The 13,592-nt window shown below is 58.2% G+C and carries 19 protein-coding genes; 16 read left to right on the plus strand and 3 right to left on the minus strand.

The features are described from left to right. Nucleotides 1–8: 8 nt before the first annotated feature. From rsgA to spoVM, 4 genes are all read left to right on the plus strand, one after another. The gene (rsgA, locus tag EV586_RS18505) at nucleotides 9–890 is read left to right on the plus strand and encodes a ribosome small subunit-dependent GTPase A (RefSeq protein WP_132946566.1); all 882 of its coding nucleotides are present in this window, start codon (nucleotides 9–11) and stop codon (nucleotides 888–890) included. Nucleotides 891–900: 10 nt separating this feature from the next. After that, nucleotides 901–1,545, plus strand: a complete 645-nt coding sequence (gene rpe / locus EV586_RS18510) for a ribulose-phosphate 3-epimerase (RefSeq protein WP_132946621.1) — start codon at nucleotides 901–903, stop codon at nucleotides 1,543–1,545. 258 nt (nucleotides 1,546–1,803) lie between these two features. After that, nucleotides 1,804–1,944 (plus strand): hypothetical protein, encoded by a 141-nt coding sequence (locus EV586_RS21265; protein ID WP_165898702.1) that lies wholly within the window; start codon nucleotides 1,804–1,806, stop codon nucleotides 1,942–1,944. A 27-nt stretch (nucleotides 1,945–1,971) separates the two neighbouring features. Further along, nucleotides 1,972–2,055, plus strand: a complete 84-nt coding sequence (gene spoVM, locus EV586_RS18515) for a stage V sporulation protein SpoVM (RefSeq protein ID WP_132946622.1) — start codon at nucleotides 1,972–1,974, stop codon at nucleotides 2,053–2,055. Nucleotides 2,056–2,109: 54 nt separating this feature from the next. Here the strand turns inward: spoVM and rpmB are convergent, their stop codons facing one another. Beyond that, nucleotides 2,110–2,301, minus strand: a complete 192-nt coding sequence (gene rpmB / locus EV586_RS18520) for a 50S ribosomal protein L28 (protein ID WP_087457747.1) — start codon at nucleotides 2,299–2,301, stop codon at nucleotides 2,110–2,112. A 329-nt stretch (nucleotides 2,302–2,630) separates the two neighbouring features. On the opposite strand from rpmB, the gene EV586_RS18525 reads away from it, so the two are divergent. From EV586_RS18525 to EV586_RS18560, 8 genes are all read left to right on the plus strand, one after another. After that, on the plus strand, nucleotides 2,631–2,996 hold the full coding sequence (locus EV586_RS18525; protein ID WP_087457748.1) for an Asp23/Gls24 family envelope stress response protein: 366 nt from the start codon (nucleotides 2,631–2,633) through the stop codon (nucleotides 2,994–2,996). 18 nt (nucleotides 2,997–3,014) lie between these two features. Further along, complete coding sequence (locus EV586_RS18530; protein ID WP_243653089.1) at nucleotides 3,015–4,673, plus strand: DAK2 domain-containing protein; 1,659 nt, start codon at nucleotides 3,015–3,017, stop codon at nucleotides 4,671–4,673. A gap of 86 nt (nucleotides 4,674–4,759) precedes the next feature. Further along, on the plus strand, nucleotides 4,760–5,431 hold the full coding sequence (sdaAB, locus tag EV586_RS18535; RefSeq protein ID WP_132946567.1) for an L-serine ammonia-lyase, iron-sulfur-dependent subunit beta: 672 nt from the start codon (nucleotides 4,760–4,762) through the stop codon (nucleotides 5,429–5,431). A gap of 12 nt (nucleotides 5,432–5,443) precedes the next feature. After that, a complete protein-coding gene (gene sdaAA / locus EV586_RS18540; RefSeq protein WP_132946568.1) occupies nucleotides 5,444–6,334 on the plus strand; it encodes an L-serine ammonia-lyase, iron-sulfur-dependent, subunit alpha in 891 nt (296 codons plus the stop codon). Then, on the plus strand, nucleotides 6,331–8,388 hold the full coding sequence (gene recG / locus EV586_RS18545) for an ATP-dependent DNA helicase RecG (protein ID WP_132946569.1): 2,058 nt from the start codon (nucleotides 6,331–6,333) through the stop codon (nucleotides 8,386–8,388). Before sdaAA ends, recG begins: the two co-directional genes overlap by 4 nt. Nucleotides 8,389–8,443: 55 nt before the next feature. Then, complete coding sequence (locus EV586_RS18550; protein WP_132946570.1) at nucleotides 8,444–8,638, plus strand: small, acid-soluble spore protein, alpha/beta type; 195 nt, start codon at nucleotides 8,444–8,446, stop codon at nucleotides 8,636–8,638. A gap of 158 nt (nucleotides 8,639–8,796) precedes the next feature. Further along, nucleotides 8,797–9,000, plus strand: a complete 204-nt coding sequence (locus EV586_RS18555; RefSeq protein ID WP_132946571.1) for an aspartyl-phosphate phosphatase Spo0E family protein — start codon at nucleotides 8,797–8,799, stop codon at nucleotides 8,998–9,000. 38 nt (nucleotides 9,001–9,038) lie between these two features. Continuing rightward, nucleotides 9,039–9,752: an S-layer homology domain-containing protein gene (locus EV586_RS18560; RefSeq protein WP_132946572.1), complete on the plus strand. Its 714-nt coding sequence runs from the start codon at nucleotides 9,039–9,041 to the stop codon at nucleotides 9,750–9,752. Nucleotides 9,753–9,772: 20 nt separating this feature from the next. Here the strand turns inward: EV586_RS18560 and EV586_RS21680 are convergent, their stop codons facing one another. Both EV586_RS21680 and EV586_RS18565 read right to left on the minus strand, forming a co-directional pair. Beyond that, on the minus strand, nucleotides 9,773–9,895 hold the full coding sequence (locus EV586_RS21680; protein ID WP_279388311.1) for a hypothetical protein: 123 nt from the start codon (nucleotides 9,893–9,895) through the stop codon (nucleotides 9,773–9,775). Nucleotides 9,896–9,922: 27 nt separating this feature from the next. Further along, nucleotides 9,923–10,207 carry a hypothetical protein gene (locus EV586_RS18565; RefSeq protein WP_132946573.1) on the minus strand — a complete coding sequence of 95 codons (285 nt, stop codon included), beginning with the start codon at nucleotides 10,205–10,207 and terminating at the stop codon, nucleotides 9,923–9,925. A gap of 326 nt (nucleotides 10,208–10,533) precedes the next feature. On the opposite strand from EV586_RS18565, the gene rsmD reads away from it, so the two are divergent. The 4 genes from rsmD (at nucleotide 10,534) to EV586_RS18585 (ending at nucleotide 13,592) form a co-directional block, all read left to right on the plus strand. Beyond that, nucleotides 10,534–11,154: a 16S rRNA (guanine(966)-N(2))-methyltransferase RsmD gene (gene rsmD, locus EV586_RS18570; protein WP_132946574.1), complete on the plus strand. Its 621-nt coding sequence runs from the start codon at nucleotides 10,534–10,536 to the stop codon at nucleotides 11,152–11,154. Further along, nucleotides 11,151–11,630: a pantetheine-phosphate adenylyltransferase gene (gene coaD, locus EV586_RS18575; protein WP_132946575.1), complete on the plus strand. Its 480-nt coding sequence runs from the start codon at nucleotides 11,151–11,153 to the stop codon at nucleotides 11,628–11,630. Before rsmD ends, coaD begins: the two co-directional genes overlap by 4 nt. Before the next feature lie 95 nt (nucleotides 11,631–11,725). Next, a complete protein-coding gene (locus tag EV586_RS18580) occupies nucleotides 11,726–12,535 on the plus strand; it encodes a patatin-like phospholipase family protein (RefSeq protein ID WP_132946576.1) in 810 nt (269 codons plus the stop codon). Then, nucleotides 12,519–13,592, plus strand: coding sequence for a SepM family pheromone-processing serine protease (locus EV586_RS18585; protein WP_132946577.1), 1,074 nt, complete (start codon nucleotides 12,519–12,521; stop codon nucleotides 13,590–13,592). The genes EV586_RS18580 and EV586_RS18585 overlap by 17 nt, the downstream gene beginning before the upstream one ends.

Consider the following 13,592-nt stretch of genomic DNA (forward strand, 5'->3'; position numbering starts at 1 on the left):
GGCAACACATGCCAGAAGGGCTCATTACCAAAGCAATCGCCGGATTTTACTATGTACAAGACGGAGACGTCGTGCGCCAATGCCGGGCGCGCGGCGTTTTCAAGAAGCAAGGCATCACCCCTTTGGTGGGCGACCGTGTGGTCTATACGCCCATCGGCGGGCAGGAAGGCGTCGTCGAAGAGCTCCTGCCCCGCAATAACGAGCTGGTGCGCCCGCCGCTCGCCAACATCGACCAGTGCGTGCTGACGTTTTCGGTCAAGGAGCCGGATTTCAATCCCAAGCTGCTCGACCGGATGCTGGTGCAGGTGGAGCGGGAAAGTCTGCCCGCCGTGATCGTGTTGACCAAAGTCGACCTGCTGGCCGACCAGGCAGCGGCGGAGCGCTTTTTGCACCCGTACCGCGACATGGGCTATCAAGGGGTCGCCGTCTCGACCAAGTCGGGTGCGGGCGTGGAGCAGGCGCGCGCCCTTTTGTCCGGCAAGCTGTCCGGTCTGTCCGGCAACTCCGGCGTCGGCAAATCGACGCTGCTCAACACTTTGTCGCCGGGGCTGAACCTGTCGATCGGCGAGATTTCGCAAAAGCTCGGCCGCGGGAAGCATACGACCCGCCACTCCGAGATCTTCCGGATTTTTGATGATACGTTTGTGATCGATACGCCAGGGTTTGCCACGCTGGAGTTCGCCGGCATGGAACCGCCGGTTTTGGCGCAGTGTTTCCGCGACGTCTGGGACTTGTCTCATGACTGCAAATACCGCGGCTGTCTGCACGAAGGTGAAGACGGCTGTGCGGTGCGCGCCGGAGCGGAGACGGGCAAGATGAACGGGGGCCGCTATGCGCACTACCTGGAGTTTTTGGGAGAGCTAAAGGAAGCGAAAGAACGGAGGTACTGACGTGTTGGAGATTAAAGTGGCGCCGTCGATTCTCTCCGCCGACTTTTCGAAGCTCGGCGAGGACATTCGCTCGGTGGAAGAAGTGGGAGCGGACCTGATACATGTCGACGTGATGGATGGGCATTTTGTGCCGAACATCACGATCGGCCCGCTGGTGGTGGAAGCGATCAAGCCGCATACGAAACTGCCGCTCGATGTGCACTTGATGATTGAGAACCCCGATCTGTATGTGCCGAGCTTCGTCAAGGCGGGTGCCGACATCATCTCGGTGCACGTGGAAGCGACCCGGCATCTGCACCGTTCGCTGCAGCTGATCCGCTCGCTGGGCGCAAAAGCATCGGTGGCGCTCAACCCGCACACGCCGGTCTCGATGATCGAGCATGTGCTGACCGATCTGGACATGGTACTGTTGATGACCGTCAATCCGGGTTTTGGCGGACAAAAGTTCATTCCGAATGTTCTGACAAAGATTAGTGAGTTGCGTCGCAAGCTCGATGCGATGGACCTGCATCATGTCGAGATCGAAGTCGACGGCGGCGTCAACGCCGAAACATCGCGTCTGGTGCGGGAAGCGGGGGCGAATGTCCTCGTGGCCGGCAATGCGGTCTACAACGCCCCGAACCGCGGGGAAGCGATCCGCCAAATCCGCGGGTAGCCCTGACAAACGATAAGAAATATTACGCCCGTCCTCACGTCTAAAGCCATCGGCACGGCATAGGATGTACTATCGGGAGGGCGGTGGAACGGTCACTCCCATGCGTGTAACGACATGCGGGGGTGGCCGTTTTTCGTTGCACAAAAAGAACTTATAGGAATATATATAATACCGTACCGCCACAGCGTGGGCAGACGTCCATGTGGGCGAGGAGAGGGTGGCACAACGGTGATCGGATACCGCAGGCGCAATCTAAAAATGGGGGCGAAACGAATCGCGGGCATCACGGTGGCATCGGCCGGTCTGTACCTGACCGCGCGCTTCCTCCCGCCTGAGATGTGGGTATCCCTGATGGGTCTCTTCATGATCTGGATCGGGTGGATCCTTTTCAAGAATTGAATCTACTACAAGCAAGGGGGGGTCACTTTGCGCTTTTACACGATAAAGTTGCCTCGTTTCCTCGGCGGAATCGTTAAAGCGATGTTGAATGCGATTCAGAAAGAAAAATAAAAATAAAAAAGCACCCCGAGAGGTGCTTTTTTATTTGCACAGAAAACGCAGGAATTAGATCGCGCGCTTTACTTTGCCAGCCTTCAGGCAGCGGGTGCAAACATTGATACGCTTTACAGAACCGTTTACGTTCGCACGAACTTTTTGAATGTTCGGGAGCCAACGGCGTTTGGTCAGGATATGGGAGTGAGAAACTTGGTTCCCGGTCTTCGGGTCTTTCCCACAGATTTCGCAACGTTTTGCCACGAGCGTGCACCTCCTTAACAACATAGTCCCGAGACACATCGCAGCTAGAATAGAGCGATAGGTCGCAAATACTCAATCATCTTATCATACGGTTGTCCAACTTTGCAAGTGTCTAAGCGTCACTTGTCCCGACTTTTCTGCCGGGGCATTTTTGGGGGCAAATCCGGTTGGTGCAGCGGGAGCTGGATGGGGGCGTGCACCATCGGGTGCAGAGTTTGCAAAATTGTGCAATCTCGGCTTTCTCTTTTTATCCCTCAGTTTACTTTACGTGCCAAGGTGTAGTAAACTGTTGGTGCTACGTTCGAGAATTACAGGGGGTGTGTGTCATCATGCCAAAAGACATTCGCAACGAACTTGGAACGATTACCTTCGATGAGAACGTGATTGCCACGGTAGCAGGTTATTCCGCACTGGATTGCTACGGCCTTGTAGGCATGGCGTCCCGCAAACAGGTCAAGGACAGCATCAGCGAACTGCTCGGTCGTGAAAACATGACCCGCGGTGTGGATGTGCGCATACAGGATGGCGATGTGGTCGTCGATATGTATATTATCGTAAGCTACGGCACAAGAATTTCGGAAGTCGCACATAATGTAATGGACAAGGTGAAATACACCCTGGAACACAATCTGGGACTGAAAGTAGAAAAGGTCAATGTGATCGTCCAAGGCGTTCGCGTGACCGGGGAGAGGTAAAAGGAGGTTTCCATTTACATGATGCAGGTCTTAAACGGATCTTTGTTCGTGCAAATGGTCTTGCAAGGACATGCGAGCCTGGAACAAAACAAGGACCGGGTGAATGCCCTGAATGTATTCCCGGTGCCGGACGGCGACACGGGGACCAACATGAGCCTGTCGATGACATCTGGCGTCAATGAGCTCAAACGATACATAAACGAACCGCTGCACCGCGCTGCGGAAGCGGTTTCAACAGGGCTGCTGATGGGGGCCCGCGGCAACTCGGGCGTCATTTTGTCGCAGCTGTTCCGCGGCTTTGCCAAAGGCGTCGCGAAAAAGACAGAAGCCGATGTGAAGACGTTTGCCGACGCTTTCCAAAACGGCGTGACCACCGCGTATTCGGCGGTCGTCAAGCCGGTCGAAGGCACGATCCTCACCGTTTCGAAAGACGCGGCTGCGGCTGCGCAGACGGCGGCGAAGGACAAGAACGCCACCATTCAGTCGGTGATGGAAGCGGTGCTTAACGAAGCGGAGCGCTCCCTCGAGCGCACGCCGGAACTGCTTCCGGTGCTCCGTCAGGCCGGTGTCGTCGATTCCGGCGGACAAGGCCTGGTCTACATCTACAAGGGCTGGCTGGCAGCGATCAAAGGCGAAAGCGTTTCGGTCGACACCTCGGCTGTCGGCGCGGCACCCGCCAAAGTGTTGACGCCGGCAGCTGCACACGGCGACGGGGAAACTGAATATGGATATTGTACGGAATTTATCATCCGTCTGCCGGAAGCGTCCGACGATGAGAAAGCGACCGAGGTGGCGGTGCGCGACGCGCTGATGCCGCTTGGCGATTCGCTGCTCGTCGTGGCGGCTGATGACATCGTCAAGATCCACATCCACGCGCTCGCACCGGGCAACGTCCTGAACAAAGCGCAGGAGTTTGGCGAACTGACCCGCATCAAGATCGACAACATGACCGAGCAGCATCACGACTTGCAGTCGATGGATTCCGGCGCTGTCGCAGCTGCGGAGTCGGAAGGCCCGAAGAAGCCCTATGCGATCGTCACCGTCACGGTAGGCGTTGGCTTGACCGAAGTGTTCAAGTCGCTGGGCGCAGAAGGCATCATCGAAGGCGGCCAGACGATGAACCCGAGCACCGAAGACATTGTCAACTCGGTGAAAGCGCTTCATGCTGAGCATGTGTTCATCCTGCCGAACAACTCCAACATCATCATGGCGGCGGAGCAGGCGAAGACTGTGCTTGGCGACACCGTGACGGTGATCCCGACCAAAACGATTCCGCAAGGGATCGCGGCGGCGATCTCCTTCGATGCGGCTGCAGCCCTCGAAGAGAACGTCGAAAGCATGAGCGGCGGCATTTCCCGCGTCAAATCGGGTCAGATCACCCAAGCGGTGCGCGACTCCAACTTCCAGGACCTTGAGATCAGCGAAGGCGATTTCATGGGCATGCAAGAAGGCAAAGTCGTAACGCTTGGAAAAGAATTGGATTTGACGGCAGTCTCGTTGCTTGAGAAAATGATAGATGACGAGAGTGAAGTGGTCACCGTGTTCTACGGTGAGGACGTGACCGCAGAGCAGGCAGCGAAGCTGCTCGAAGAGGCACAGAATCAATTTGACCACTGTGAGTTTGAACTGCACTATGGCGGTCAGCCGCTGTACTCCTACATTTTCTCGGTGGAGTAGAGCATCGGCCGCGTAAGCCCAGAACGAATCCGTCCTGTCGTACTTTCGGCAGGACGTTTTTATACGGGCAGGGAGGAGAGAGTTCGATGTCTTCTTTTCGCCATTCGTTTGACATCATCGGGCCGGTGATGATCGGACCGTCCAGCTCGCACACCGCCGGTGCTGCGAGGCTGGGCCGCAGTGCCCGCGGGATCTTCGGGGAACAGCCCGCACGGGCGGAGATCACTTTGTACGGCTCGTTTGCCAAGACTTACAAAGGCCACGGCACCGATGTTGCGCTGGTCGCCGGGCTGCTCGATTTTGAAACGCACGACCCGCGCATCCCGCGCTCGCTGCACATCGCGGCGGCGGCGGGCATGGAGGTCGTGTTTATCATGGGCAAGCCAAACGCTGACCTTCATCCGAACACGGTGCGCATCAAGCTGACCAAAGGCGAGCGGGCGCTGGAGATGATGGGGTGCTCGATCGGCGGCGGCGCGATCGAGATCTTGGAGATCAATCAATTCACAGTCAAAATCACCGCCGCCTATCCGACGCTGGTCATCCCGCATACGGATCAGTTTGGCGTCGTGGCGGCCGTCACCGCGATTTTGTCCACTTATCGGCTGAACATCTCGGCGATGGAAGTCGCCCGCCGCGGGCGCGGCCGGGATGCGCTGATGGTGATCGGCACCGATGAACGGCCGAGCCCGGACGCTGTGGCAGAGATTAAAGCATTGGAAGCGGTGCAAGATGTGGCGATCATCAACCCTTCCTAGGAGGAGTGCATCGTGAGATTTAAGAATCTGGCCGAGCTCGTCGAGCTGGCCGAACAGGAAAACAAGCCAATCTACGAGATCATGATCGAAGAGCATGTCAATGAGACGGGCGACACGCGGGAGCAGATCATTGCGCAGATGACAGAATCCTTTGACGTGATGATGGCATCTGTCGAGCGCGGCTTGAAAGAAGACATCAAGTCGTTCTCCGGTCTGACCGGCGGCGATGCGAAACGCGTCTATGAATATGCGCAGCAAGGCAAGACGCTGCTCGGCAAACAGGCGACCGAAGCGATGGCGATGGCGCTTTCCACGTCGGAAGTCAACGCGGCGATGGGCCTTGTGGTCGCAACCCCGACCGCCGGCTCCTGCGGCATCCTGCCGGGCGTCTTGTCTTCTCTGCGCGGCTCCTTGGGCTTGGAAAAAGAGCAGTTGGTGCTCGGCATGTTCACAGCCGCTGCGGTCGGTTATGTCGTCGCCAACAATGCGTCGATCTCCGGGGCTGGCGGCGGCTGCCAGGCGGAAGTCGGTTCAGCGACGGCGATGGCGGCAGCTGCTGCTGTAGAGCTGGCGGGCGGATCGCCGTCCCAAGCGACACAGTCGGCCGGTCTGGCGCTGAAAAACGTGCTCGGTCTCGTCTGCGATCCGGTCGCAGGTCTGGTCGAGATCCCTTGCATCATTCGAAATGGGTTTGGTTCAGTCTTGGCGCTGGCAGGCGCCGATATGGCACTGGCAGGCGTGAAGAGCGTGATCCCGCCGGATGAAGTGATCTTGGCGATGTACAACATCGGCAAGACGATGCCGGTCGAATTGCGCGAGACGGCGATGGGCGGCTTGGCCGACACGCCGACGGCGCGCAAGCTCGAACGGCAGATTTACGGAAATGAGTTGAACGAAGCGTGACCCTCGCCACTGCGCCGGTCAGCGTTTTGCCAGGTGTAGGCCCCCAGCGACTGCGGACGCTGGGGCTTCTTGGCATTTTCACCCTGCTCGATCTGATCACCTACTACCCATTTCGCTATGAAGACCGCAACGCCCAGCCCGGACGGGAGCTGGAACATGGAGCCCGCGTGACGGTGCGCGTCACCATCGACGGCGCGGCCGGAGTCAAATACCGGGGCAAGCGCGCCTCGACGACGATCTCGCCGGTGGTGACGGAAGACTTCCGCCGCCTGCACGCCGTCTGGTTCAACCAGCCCTACGTCAAAGACCAGCTCAAGCCGGGACGCAAGATGACGATCACCGGCAAATACGATGCCAACCGCCGCTCGATCACCGTCACCACCCACGATTTTGCCGTCGCCGGGGAGACGGTGCACAGCAACCGCATCGTGCCTGTCTACAATGTGAAAACGGACATCACGCCGAAGATTCTGCGCAACCTGATCGCGCAGGCGGTGAAGACGTACAGCGCCGACATTCCGGAACTGCTGCCGCTGGCCCTGCGCCAAAAATACCGCCTGATCGACCGCATCGAAGCGATCCATGAAATCCATTTCCCGCAAAACAGCGACACGCTGCATCAGGCGCGCCGCCGGCTGATCTTTGAAGAGTTTTTCCTCTTCCAGCTCAAGTTGCAGGCGTTTCGCTGGATCCACCGCCATGAGCAGCCCGGCGTGGCGCATACGGCACCGGACGATGCTGTCGCGAAATTTGTGCAAGGGCTGCCCTTTGCGATGACCGGGGCTCAAACGCGCGTCGCCGGGGAAATCCTGCGCGACATGCAAAGCAAAATGCCGATGAACCGCCTCGTGCAAGGGGACGTTGGCTCCGGGAAGACGATCCTCGCCTTTCTGGCCGCCTATGTCGCGGTCCTGTCGGGGAATCAGGGTGCGATTCTCGTGCCGACAGAAATCCTCGCGGAACAGCATTTCCGCTCGGCTGTCGAGCTGCTGGAACCGCTCGGCGTGAAAAGCGTCCTGCTCGTCGGGTCGCAAAAGGAAAAAGAGCGCCGCGAAGTGCTCGCTGAGATCGAAAGCGGCGATGCACAGGTGATCATCGGCACGCATGCCCTGCTCGAAGAAGGAGTGCGCTTCCGCTCGCTGTCTGTCGTCGTCACCGACGAACAGCACCGCTTTGGCGTTGAGCAGCGCTCGATCTTCCGGCAAAAAGGCCACGCGCCAGACGTCCTGTTCATGTCGGCGACCCCGATCCCGCGCACGCTCGCCATGTCCGTCTTTGGCGACTTGGACGTGTCGCTGGTCGACGAGCTGCCGGCCGGTCGCAAACCGATCCAGACCTTTTGGATCACGCCGGACAAAGAGGAGCGCTCCTTGCGCTTTATCCGCAGCGAACTGGCCAAAGGACGCCAGGCGTACATCGTCTGTCCGCTGGTCGAAGAGTCGGAAAAGGTGGAAGGCGTCGTTAACGCCACCGACCTCTACGCGATGCTCAAGGACTGGTTTGCCGGCTTTGAAGTCGGCTTGATGCACGGCAAGCTGCGACCGGCGGAAAAAGAAGATGTGATGCGCCGCTTCGTCAACAACGAAACACAGGTGCTCGTCTCCACCACAGTCATCGAAGTCGGTGTTAACGTGCCGAACGCCACGGTGATGATGGTCTACAACGCCGAGCGCTTCGGGCTCGCCCAGCTGCACCAGCTGCGCGGCCGCGTCGGCCGGGGCGAGCACGCCTCCTCCTGCATCCTGATGTCCAAGCCGGATACAGAGGCGGGCGAAGAGCGGATGAAGGCGATGGTCGCCACGCAAAACGGCTTTCTTCTCGCCGAAAAAGACTTGGAGCTGCGCGGCCCGGGCGAATTTTTTGGCGTCCGGCAAAGCGGGATTCCCGACTTTAAGATCGGCGATCTGCTGCAGGATGCCAAAATCATGCAGGTTGCCCGCGACGAAGTGCAGACCTGCATTCGCACGCCCGATTTCTGGACCCTGCCCAGCTTCGCGCAGCTGGTCGACTTTCTCAAACAGGAGAAAGTCCTGCTTCAGCGCGCCGGCGATTAGCAGGATAAAATCGGCGGGTCCCGCTCATCCTAACTCCTGAAAGGGAGTGACCTCCATGAGCAAAAAGAAAACCGCCTGCGTGCTGGGCAGCCAGCAGGCGATGCAGGTGTTCAAGTATGAAATCGCCCGCGAGATCGGGCTTGGCACGTCCCATTACGAAAAAGTGCCCAGACGCCTGAAGGACGAAGTGATCACCGACGCCATTTCCAAGCGCATGATTGAGCTGGCCGATACCCAGATTCGCAAATGAGACGATCCGCTGCCGGATCGTCTTTTTCTCGGGCGGCACTTACATCCTGTGGGAAATTCCTATATCATTGAACATATGGGAAAAAATCAAAGCAAGAAATTCTCGCTTGCTTCGTATGATAAAGGAAACGGTCATCAGAAGGGTAAGGGTGTTTGGCGATGAACAGTATCTCTGGGCAGATTGAGACACTAAGGCAAAAGCTGCTCGAAACGGTAGACAGTTACCGGGGTGACTTTCTGCATCCGAATGTGCTGCGCATCAGCCAGGAACTCGATTCGCTGATCGTACACGTGCAGCGCAGGAACCAGCAGCAGGCCCAGTCGCCCGATGCCTGTCGGGAGTCGGGACAGGCGGGGCTGTAATCCTGTTGCAATGGCTTGACGCTTAGGAGGTGGAGCAGATGGCAACACCAATCTTGGGGACGGCGCGGGCGACAGTGAACCAGATGCGCACGTTTTTACGCCGCGTAAATTCGGATGCACCCGACTATTCTCAGCTCTATCTCGACATCGGGACCCGCTATAGGGTTCGCGGTGATCTTGCGTTTGCCCAGTCGATTCATGAGACGGGGTATTGGCAGTTCCGGGGGACGGTGCGCCCTTATCAGAACAATTTTTCCGGTCTGGGCACGGTGAACCCGGATGTGCAGGGCGCTACGTTTGCCACGCCTGCGCTGGGCATCGAAGCGCAGATTCAGCATCTCTACGGCTATGCGACGCGGGCGCCGCTGCCCGCCGGCGTGAAAGTGGTCGATCCGCGGTTTGCGATCCTCGAGCGCGCCGGCCTGCGCGGCGTGGCGCCGACCTGGGAGCAGTTGAACGGCAGATGGGCTGTGCCCGGCATCAATTACGGGCAGTCGATCGTGGAACTCTGGCAGCAGATCCTGCAGATGCAGGCGCCAGGACCCTTGCCGACGCCGTCCGCGCCGCCGCAGCCGGACGACATTTTTATCGATCTCGACGAAGCGCTGTGGGCGGAACCGTTCATTCGCCAAGCGGCGGAGCTCGGTCTGATTCAAGGCTATGAAGACCGTTCATTTCGTCCGAATCGGGAACTGACCCGCGCCGAACTGGCCGTGATTTTGACTCAATTACGAGAAAAGCTGAGGGGCTAATCCCTCAGCTTTTTTGTGTCTCAGCGTTTGTGCTTGTCTTTTGGCGGCATCAAGACCATGATTAAAAATTGGAACAAAATGATTCCGACAAAAATCAGAGAAGCGAAAATGGCCACCTGTGCCGGGGTAAATTCAATTTCCATTCCGCTCACCTCCCGCGTCTTCAACGCTCAGATTTGACTGATTTCGTTGATCGCTTCCTGCACCTGCAAGCCGATCTTCAGCTTGTCCTGCGACGCAGGAGCTTCGGCGCCTTGCTCGACCATGTAGCCGATCTTTTGCAGTTCCTTCCGGTAGACGGTGAGGATATCCTGCAAACGGAGGCCGATGCGCCGCTGTTCAGATGAGCCGTTCAAAAGCTGGTTGGTCATGCCTTCTAACTGAGAGCCGGCGAGGCGCATCTGGTGCAGCGACTGTTCGATTTGATGTAAGGGGACAGTCACGGTCATGTTCATAGTTCGTCACTCCTCACGTCTAGGATGCCGCCGAAGCCGCCGCAGAATGTCTGGAAAAAAGAAAAACCCGCGTCCGGGTATACGCGGGTTTCCGCTCGCCGTTTGCACGGCAAGCACTGGGAGAGGAGAAACCGGAGGAAGAGCTTATGGGGAAACCTAAGTCTTCTCCGCGGTTGCCTGCAACAGCTCTCGCCGTTGCTAGTTGTTATGGTTGCCGCCCGGGCGGCAGGATATACCTGCGCAAGAAATTTTTCTTTCGCCAAACGGGGGGATTGGCTCAGCGGTGGTCTTTTATGGTAAAGTAAGGACTGAGGAGTGAAGTCAACATGCGCGTCATCTCTGGCGACTGCAAAGGCAGGCGTTTAAAAGCGGTACCGGGCACGAGCACGCGCCCGACGACCGATAAAGTAAAAGAGTCGATGTTCAACATCATCGGCCCTTATTTTGACGGAGGCTGGGCGCTCGACCTGTTCGCCGGCACCGGCGGATTGGGGATCGAAGCGCTATCCCGTGGCATCGAAAAAGCGGTGTTTCTCGACACCGACCACAAGGCGCTGGCCACCGTCCGCGAGAACGTGAGCACGCTTGGGCTCAAGGAGCGCGCCGAAATCTACAAAAATGACGCCAGACGGGCGCTCGACGTGCTGGCCGGGCGCGGGCTGCAGTTTGAGCTGGTCTTTCTCGATCCGCCCTACAAGCTGGTGCACCTCTACGACGAGCTGATCACGAAACTGCAAACGCTACGCCTGCTGACCGAGCGGGCGTACATCGTCGCTGAGCACAGCGCCGAGGTGGAATTGCCCGAGACGTACGGCCGGGCCAAGCGCTGGCGGCTGGCGGAGTACGGCGAGATCGCCATCAGTTTTTACGAGATTACCGAATTGGCTACTGAAACGGCTACAGAAACGGCTACAGAAACGGTTACAGAAATGGAGACTGAAGCATGAGCATCGCAATCTACCCGGGATCGTTTGACCCGGTTCATTTAGGGCATCTGGACATCGCCGAGCGCGGTGCCAAAGTGTTTGACAAGGTGATCATCGCCGTCATGGTCAATCCGCACAAGAACCCCTTGTTCACGATTGACGAGCGCAAAGAATTGATCCGCGAAGCGGTCAAACACCTGCCGAACGTCGAAGTGGACAGCTTTACCGGCCTCTTGGTCGACTACGCGCGCCAGCAGAACGCGGGCGTGATCATCAAAGGGCTGCGAGCGGTATCCGACTTTGAGAGCGAGCTGCAGATGGCGTCGCTGAACCGCCACATGTACGAGGCGGCGGAGACGCTGTTCATCCCGAACAATCACAACTATTCGTACCTCAGTTCTTCGATCGTCAAAGAGATCGCCCGCCACGGCGGCCCGGTTTCCGACTTTGTGCCTGGCCACGTGGAAGCGGCGATGCGCGAGAAATACAGCAAGTAACAGTTGCACACGCACATATGCCGTGAAGAAACAGACCTGACATACATAGGCAACGCAAAAGCACACAATCAGATGCACGGGGAGGGAGAGCCTTGGTGCGCAGACCACGAGTCGGATTGGCGCTGGGAGCGGGCGGTGCGCGCGGGTTTGCGCATATCGGTGTCCTGCAGGTGCTGGAGAAGATGGGCGTTCAGATCGACATGATCGCCGGGAGCTCGATGGGTTCGATGATCGGCTCCTTTTATTGCTCCGGAATGGACACGCGCTACATGGAGTCCCTCGCCATCAACTTGAAGCGCCGGCACTGGATCGATTTTACGGTCGTGCCGAAGATGGGATTTGTCGGCGGAACGCGGATCATGGAGATGGTCCGCTTTTTGACCAAAGATCAAAACCTCGAAGATTTAAAAATTCCGCTCGCCGTCGTCGCGACCGACATCCAGACCGGCGAACGGGTCGTCTTTCGCGAAGGCCCGGCGTACCATGCGGTGCGCGGCTCGATCTCCATTCCGGGGATCTTCATGCCGCACCGCTACCAGGGGCGCGTACTGGTCGACGGCGGCGTGATCGACCGCGTGCCGATCAACGTGGCCCGCGAGATGGGGGCGGACATCGTCATCGCCGTCGATGTCGGGCTCTACGACCGCGAGACAGAAGTCAAAGGCATCTTCGACGTGATCTTTCAATCGATCGAGATCATGGAGCGCGAGATTTTGCGCACGCGCATCTTAAATGCGGACGTGATCGTGCGCCCCGATGTCGGTCATATCTCATCGACGGCGTTTACCAATATCGAAGAAGTGATCGCACACGGACGGGAAGCGGCAGAGCGCGTGGCCGAGTTGATCCGCAAAACGATCGACGAGTGGCAGGGAGGAGAGTACGCGGATGGGACAGAAGCATAGCGACAGCAGCCGATTTCTCGGCAGGAAGAACATCCGGGGTGCGGTGATCACAGCGGTGATCGCCGTTTCATTCTTCATCCCGACACCTTATTATCTCTATCAGCCGGGGAGCGCCGAGGAACTGGCCCCGATGGTGACCGTCGAAGGCGGCGACAAAGCGGAAAAAGGAACTTTGATGCTGACCACCGTCGCTTCGGTCAAGGCGAGCAATATCTATTACCTCGGCTACGGCTTGGTGGCGCCGCATACGGAGCTGAAAAAGGAAGAAGAAGTGCGCGGCGACATGAGCGATGACGAGTACTCGCGCCTGCTTGACCACATGATGACCAGTTCCCAGCACAATGCGGTCGTAGCCGGGCTGACCGCCGCCAAAGAGCCGGTCACCGTGCATTATGAAGGCGTGTTTGTGCGCGCCTTCCTCGACGGGTCAAAGGCGAAAGGCGTGCTCCAAATCGGCGACATCCTGCACACGATCGATGGCAAGGAACTGCGTAAAGTTGACGAGATGTCGGCGTACATCCAAGCGAACAAAAAGCCGGGCGACCACGTCAAGGTCGGCTACACCCGCGACGGCAAAGAGCAGCAGGCGACGCTCGACGTGGTGGAGTTCTCCGTCAACACCAAGTCGGGCCTCATTAAGCGCGTGGGGCTGGGGATGCAGTTGGAGAATGAGACGCGGATCGAAAATGACCGCGATGTGAAGATCAACGCCGAAGACATCGGCGGCCCGTCGGCCGGCCTGATGTTCTCGCTGGAGATCTACAACCAGATCGCGCCGGGCGACCTGACCAAAGGCTACCGGATCGCCGGTACGGGGACGATCACCATGGACGGCGAAGTCGGGCAGATCGGCGGAATCCGCCACAAGATCGTCGCCGCCCACGACGAAGGAGCAGACATCTTCTTCGCGCCGGCCGATCTCGATCCCACCTATGACAGCAACGCGTACGACGCGGCCGATGAAGTGAAAAAGCTCGGCTACAAAATGAAAGTGGTGCCGGTCGCCACGCTGCAGGAAGCGATCGACTACTTGAGCAAATTGGAGCCGAAACAGTAA

This window comes from Tumebacillus sp. BK434 (assembly GCF_004340785.1).
In the GTDB taxonomy this organism is placed as follows: domain Bacteria; phylum Bacillota; class Bacilli; order Tumebacillales; family Tumebacillaceae; genus Tumebacillus_A.

Excerpts from the sequence above, each read along its gene's own strand:
- rsgA (WP_132946566.1), top strand. The coding sequence starts at position 9 with ATGCCAGAAGGGCTCATTACCAAAGCAATCGCCGGATTTTACTATGTA.
- EV586_RS21265 (WP_165898702.1), top strand. The coding sequence starts at position 1,804 with ATGGGGGCGAAACGAATCGCGGGCATCACGGTGGCATCGGCCGGTCTG.
- EV586_RS18525 (WP_087457748.1), top strand. The coding sequence starts at position 2,631 with ATGCCAAAAGACATTCGCAACGAACTTGGAACGATTACCTTCGATGAG.
- EV586_RS18530 (WP_243653089.1), top strand. The coding sequence starts at position 3,015 with ATGATGCAGGTCTTAAACGGATCTTTGTTCGTGCAAATGGTCTTGCAA.
- sdaAB (WP_132946567.1), top strand. The coding sequence starts at position 4,760 with ATGTCTTCTTTTCGCCATTCGTTTGACATCATCGGGCCGGTGATGATC.
- EV586_RS18550 (WP_132946570.1), top strand. The coding sequence starts at position 8,444 with ATGAGCAAAAAGAAAACCGCCTGCGTGCTGGGCAGCCAGCAGGCGATG.
- EV586_RS18555 (WP_132946571.1), top strand. The coding sequence starts at position 8,797 with ATGAACAGTATCTCTGGGCAGATTGAGACACTAAGGCAAAAGCTGCTC.
- EV586_RS18560 (WP_132946572.1), top strand. The coding sequence starts at position 9,039 with ATGGCAACACCAATCTTGGGGACGGCGCGGGCGACAGTGAACCAGATG.
- EV586_RS21680 (WP_279388311.1), bottom strand. The coding sequence starts at position 9,895 with ATGGAAATTGAATTTACCCCGGCACAGGTGGCCATTTTCGCTTCTCTG.
- EV586_RS18565 (WP_132946573.1), bottom strand. The coding sequence starts at position 10,207 with ATGAACATGACCGTGACTGTCCCCTTACATCAAATCGAACAGTCGCTG.
- rsmD (WP_132946574.1), top strand. The coding sequence starts at position 10,534 with ATGCGCGTCATCTCTGGCGACTGCAAAGGCAGGCGTTTAAAAGCGGTA.
- coaD (WP_132946575.1), top strand. The coding sequence starts at position 11,151 with ATGAGCATCGCAATCTACCCGGGATCGTTTGACCCGGTTCATTTAGGG.
- EV586_RS18585 (WP_132946577.1), top strand. The coding sequence starts at position 12,519 with ATGGGACAGAAGCATAGCGACAGCAGCCGATTTCTCGGCAGGAAGAAC.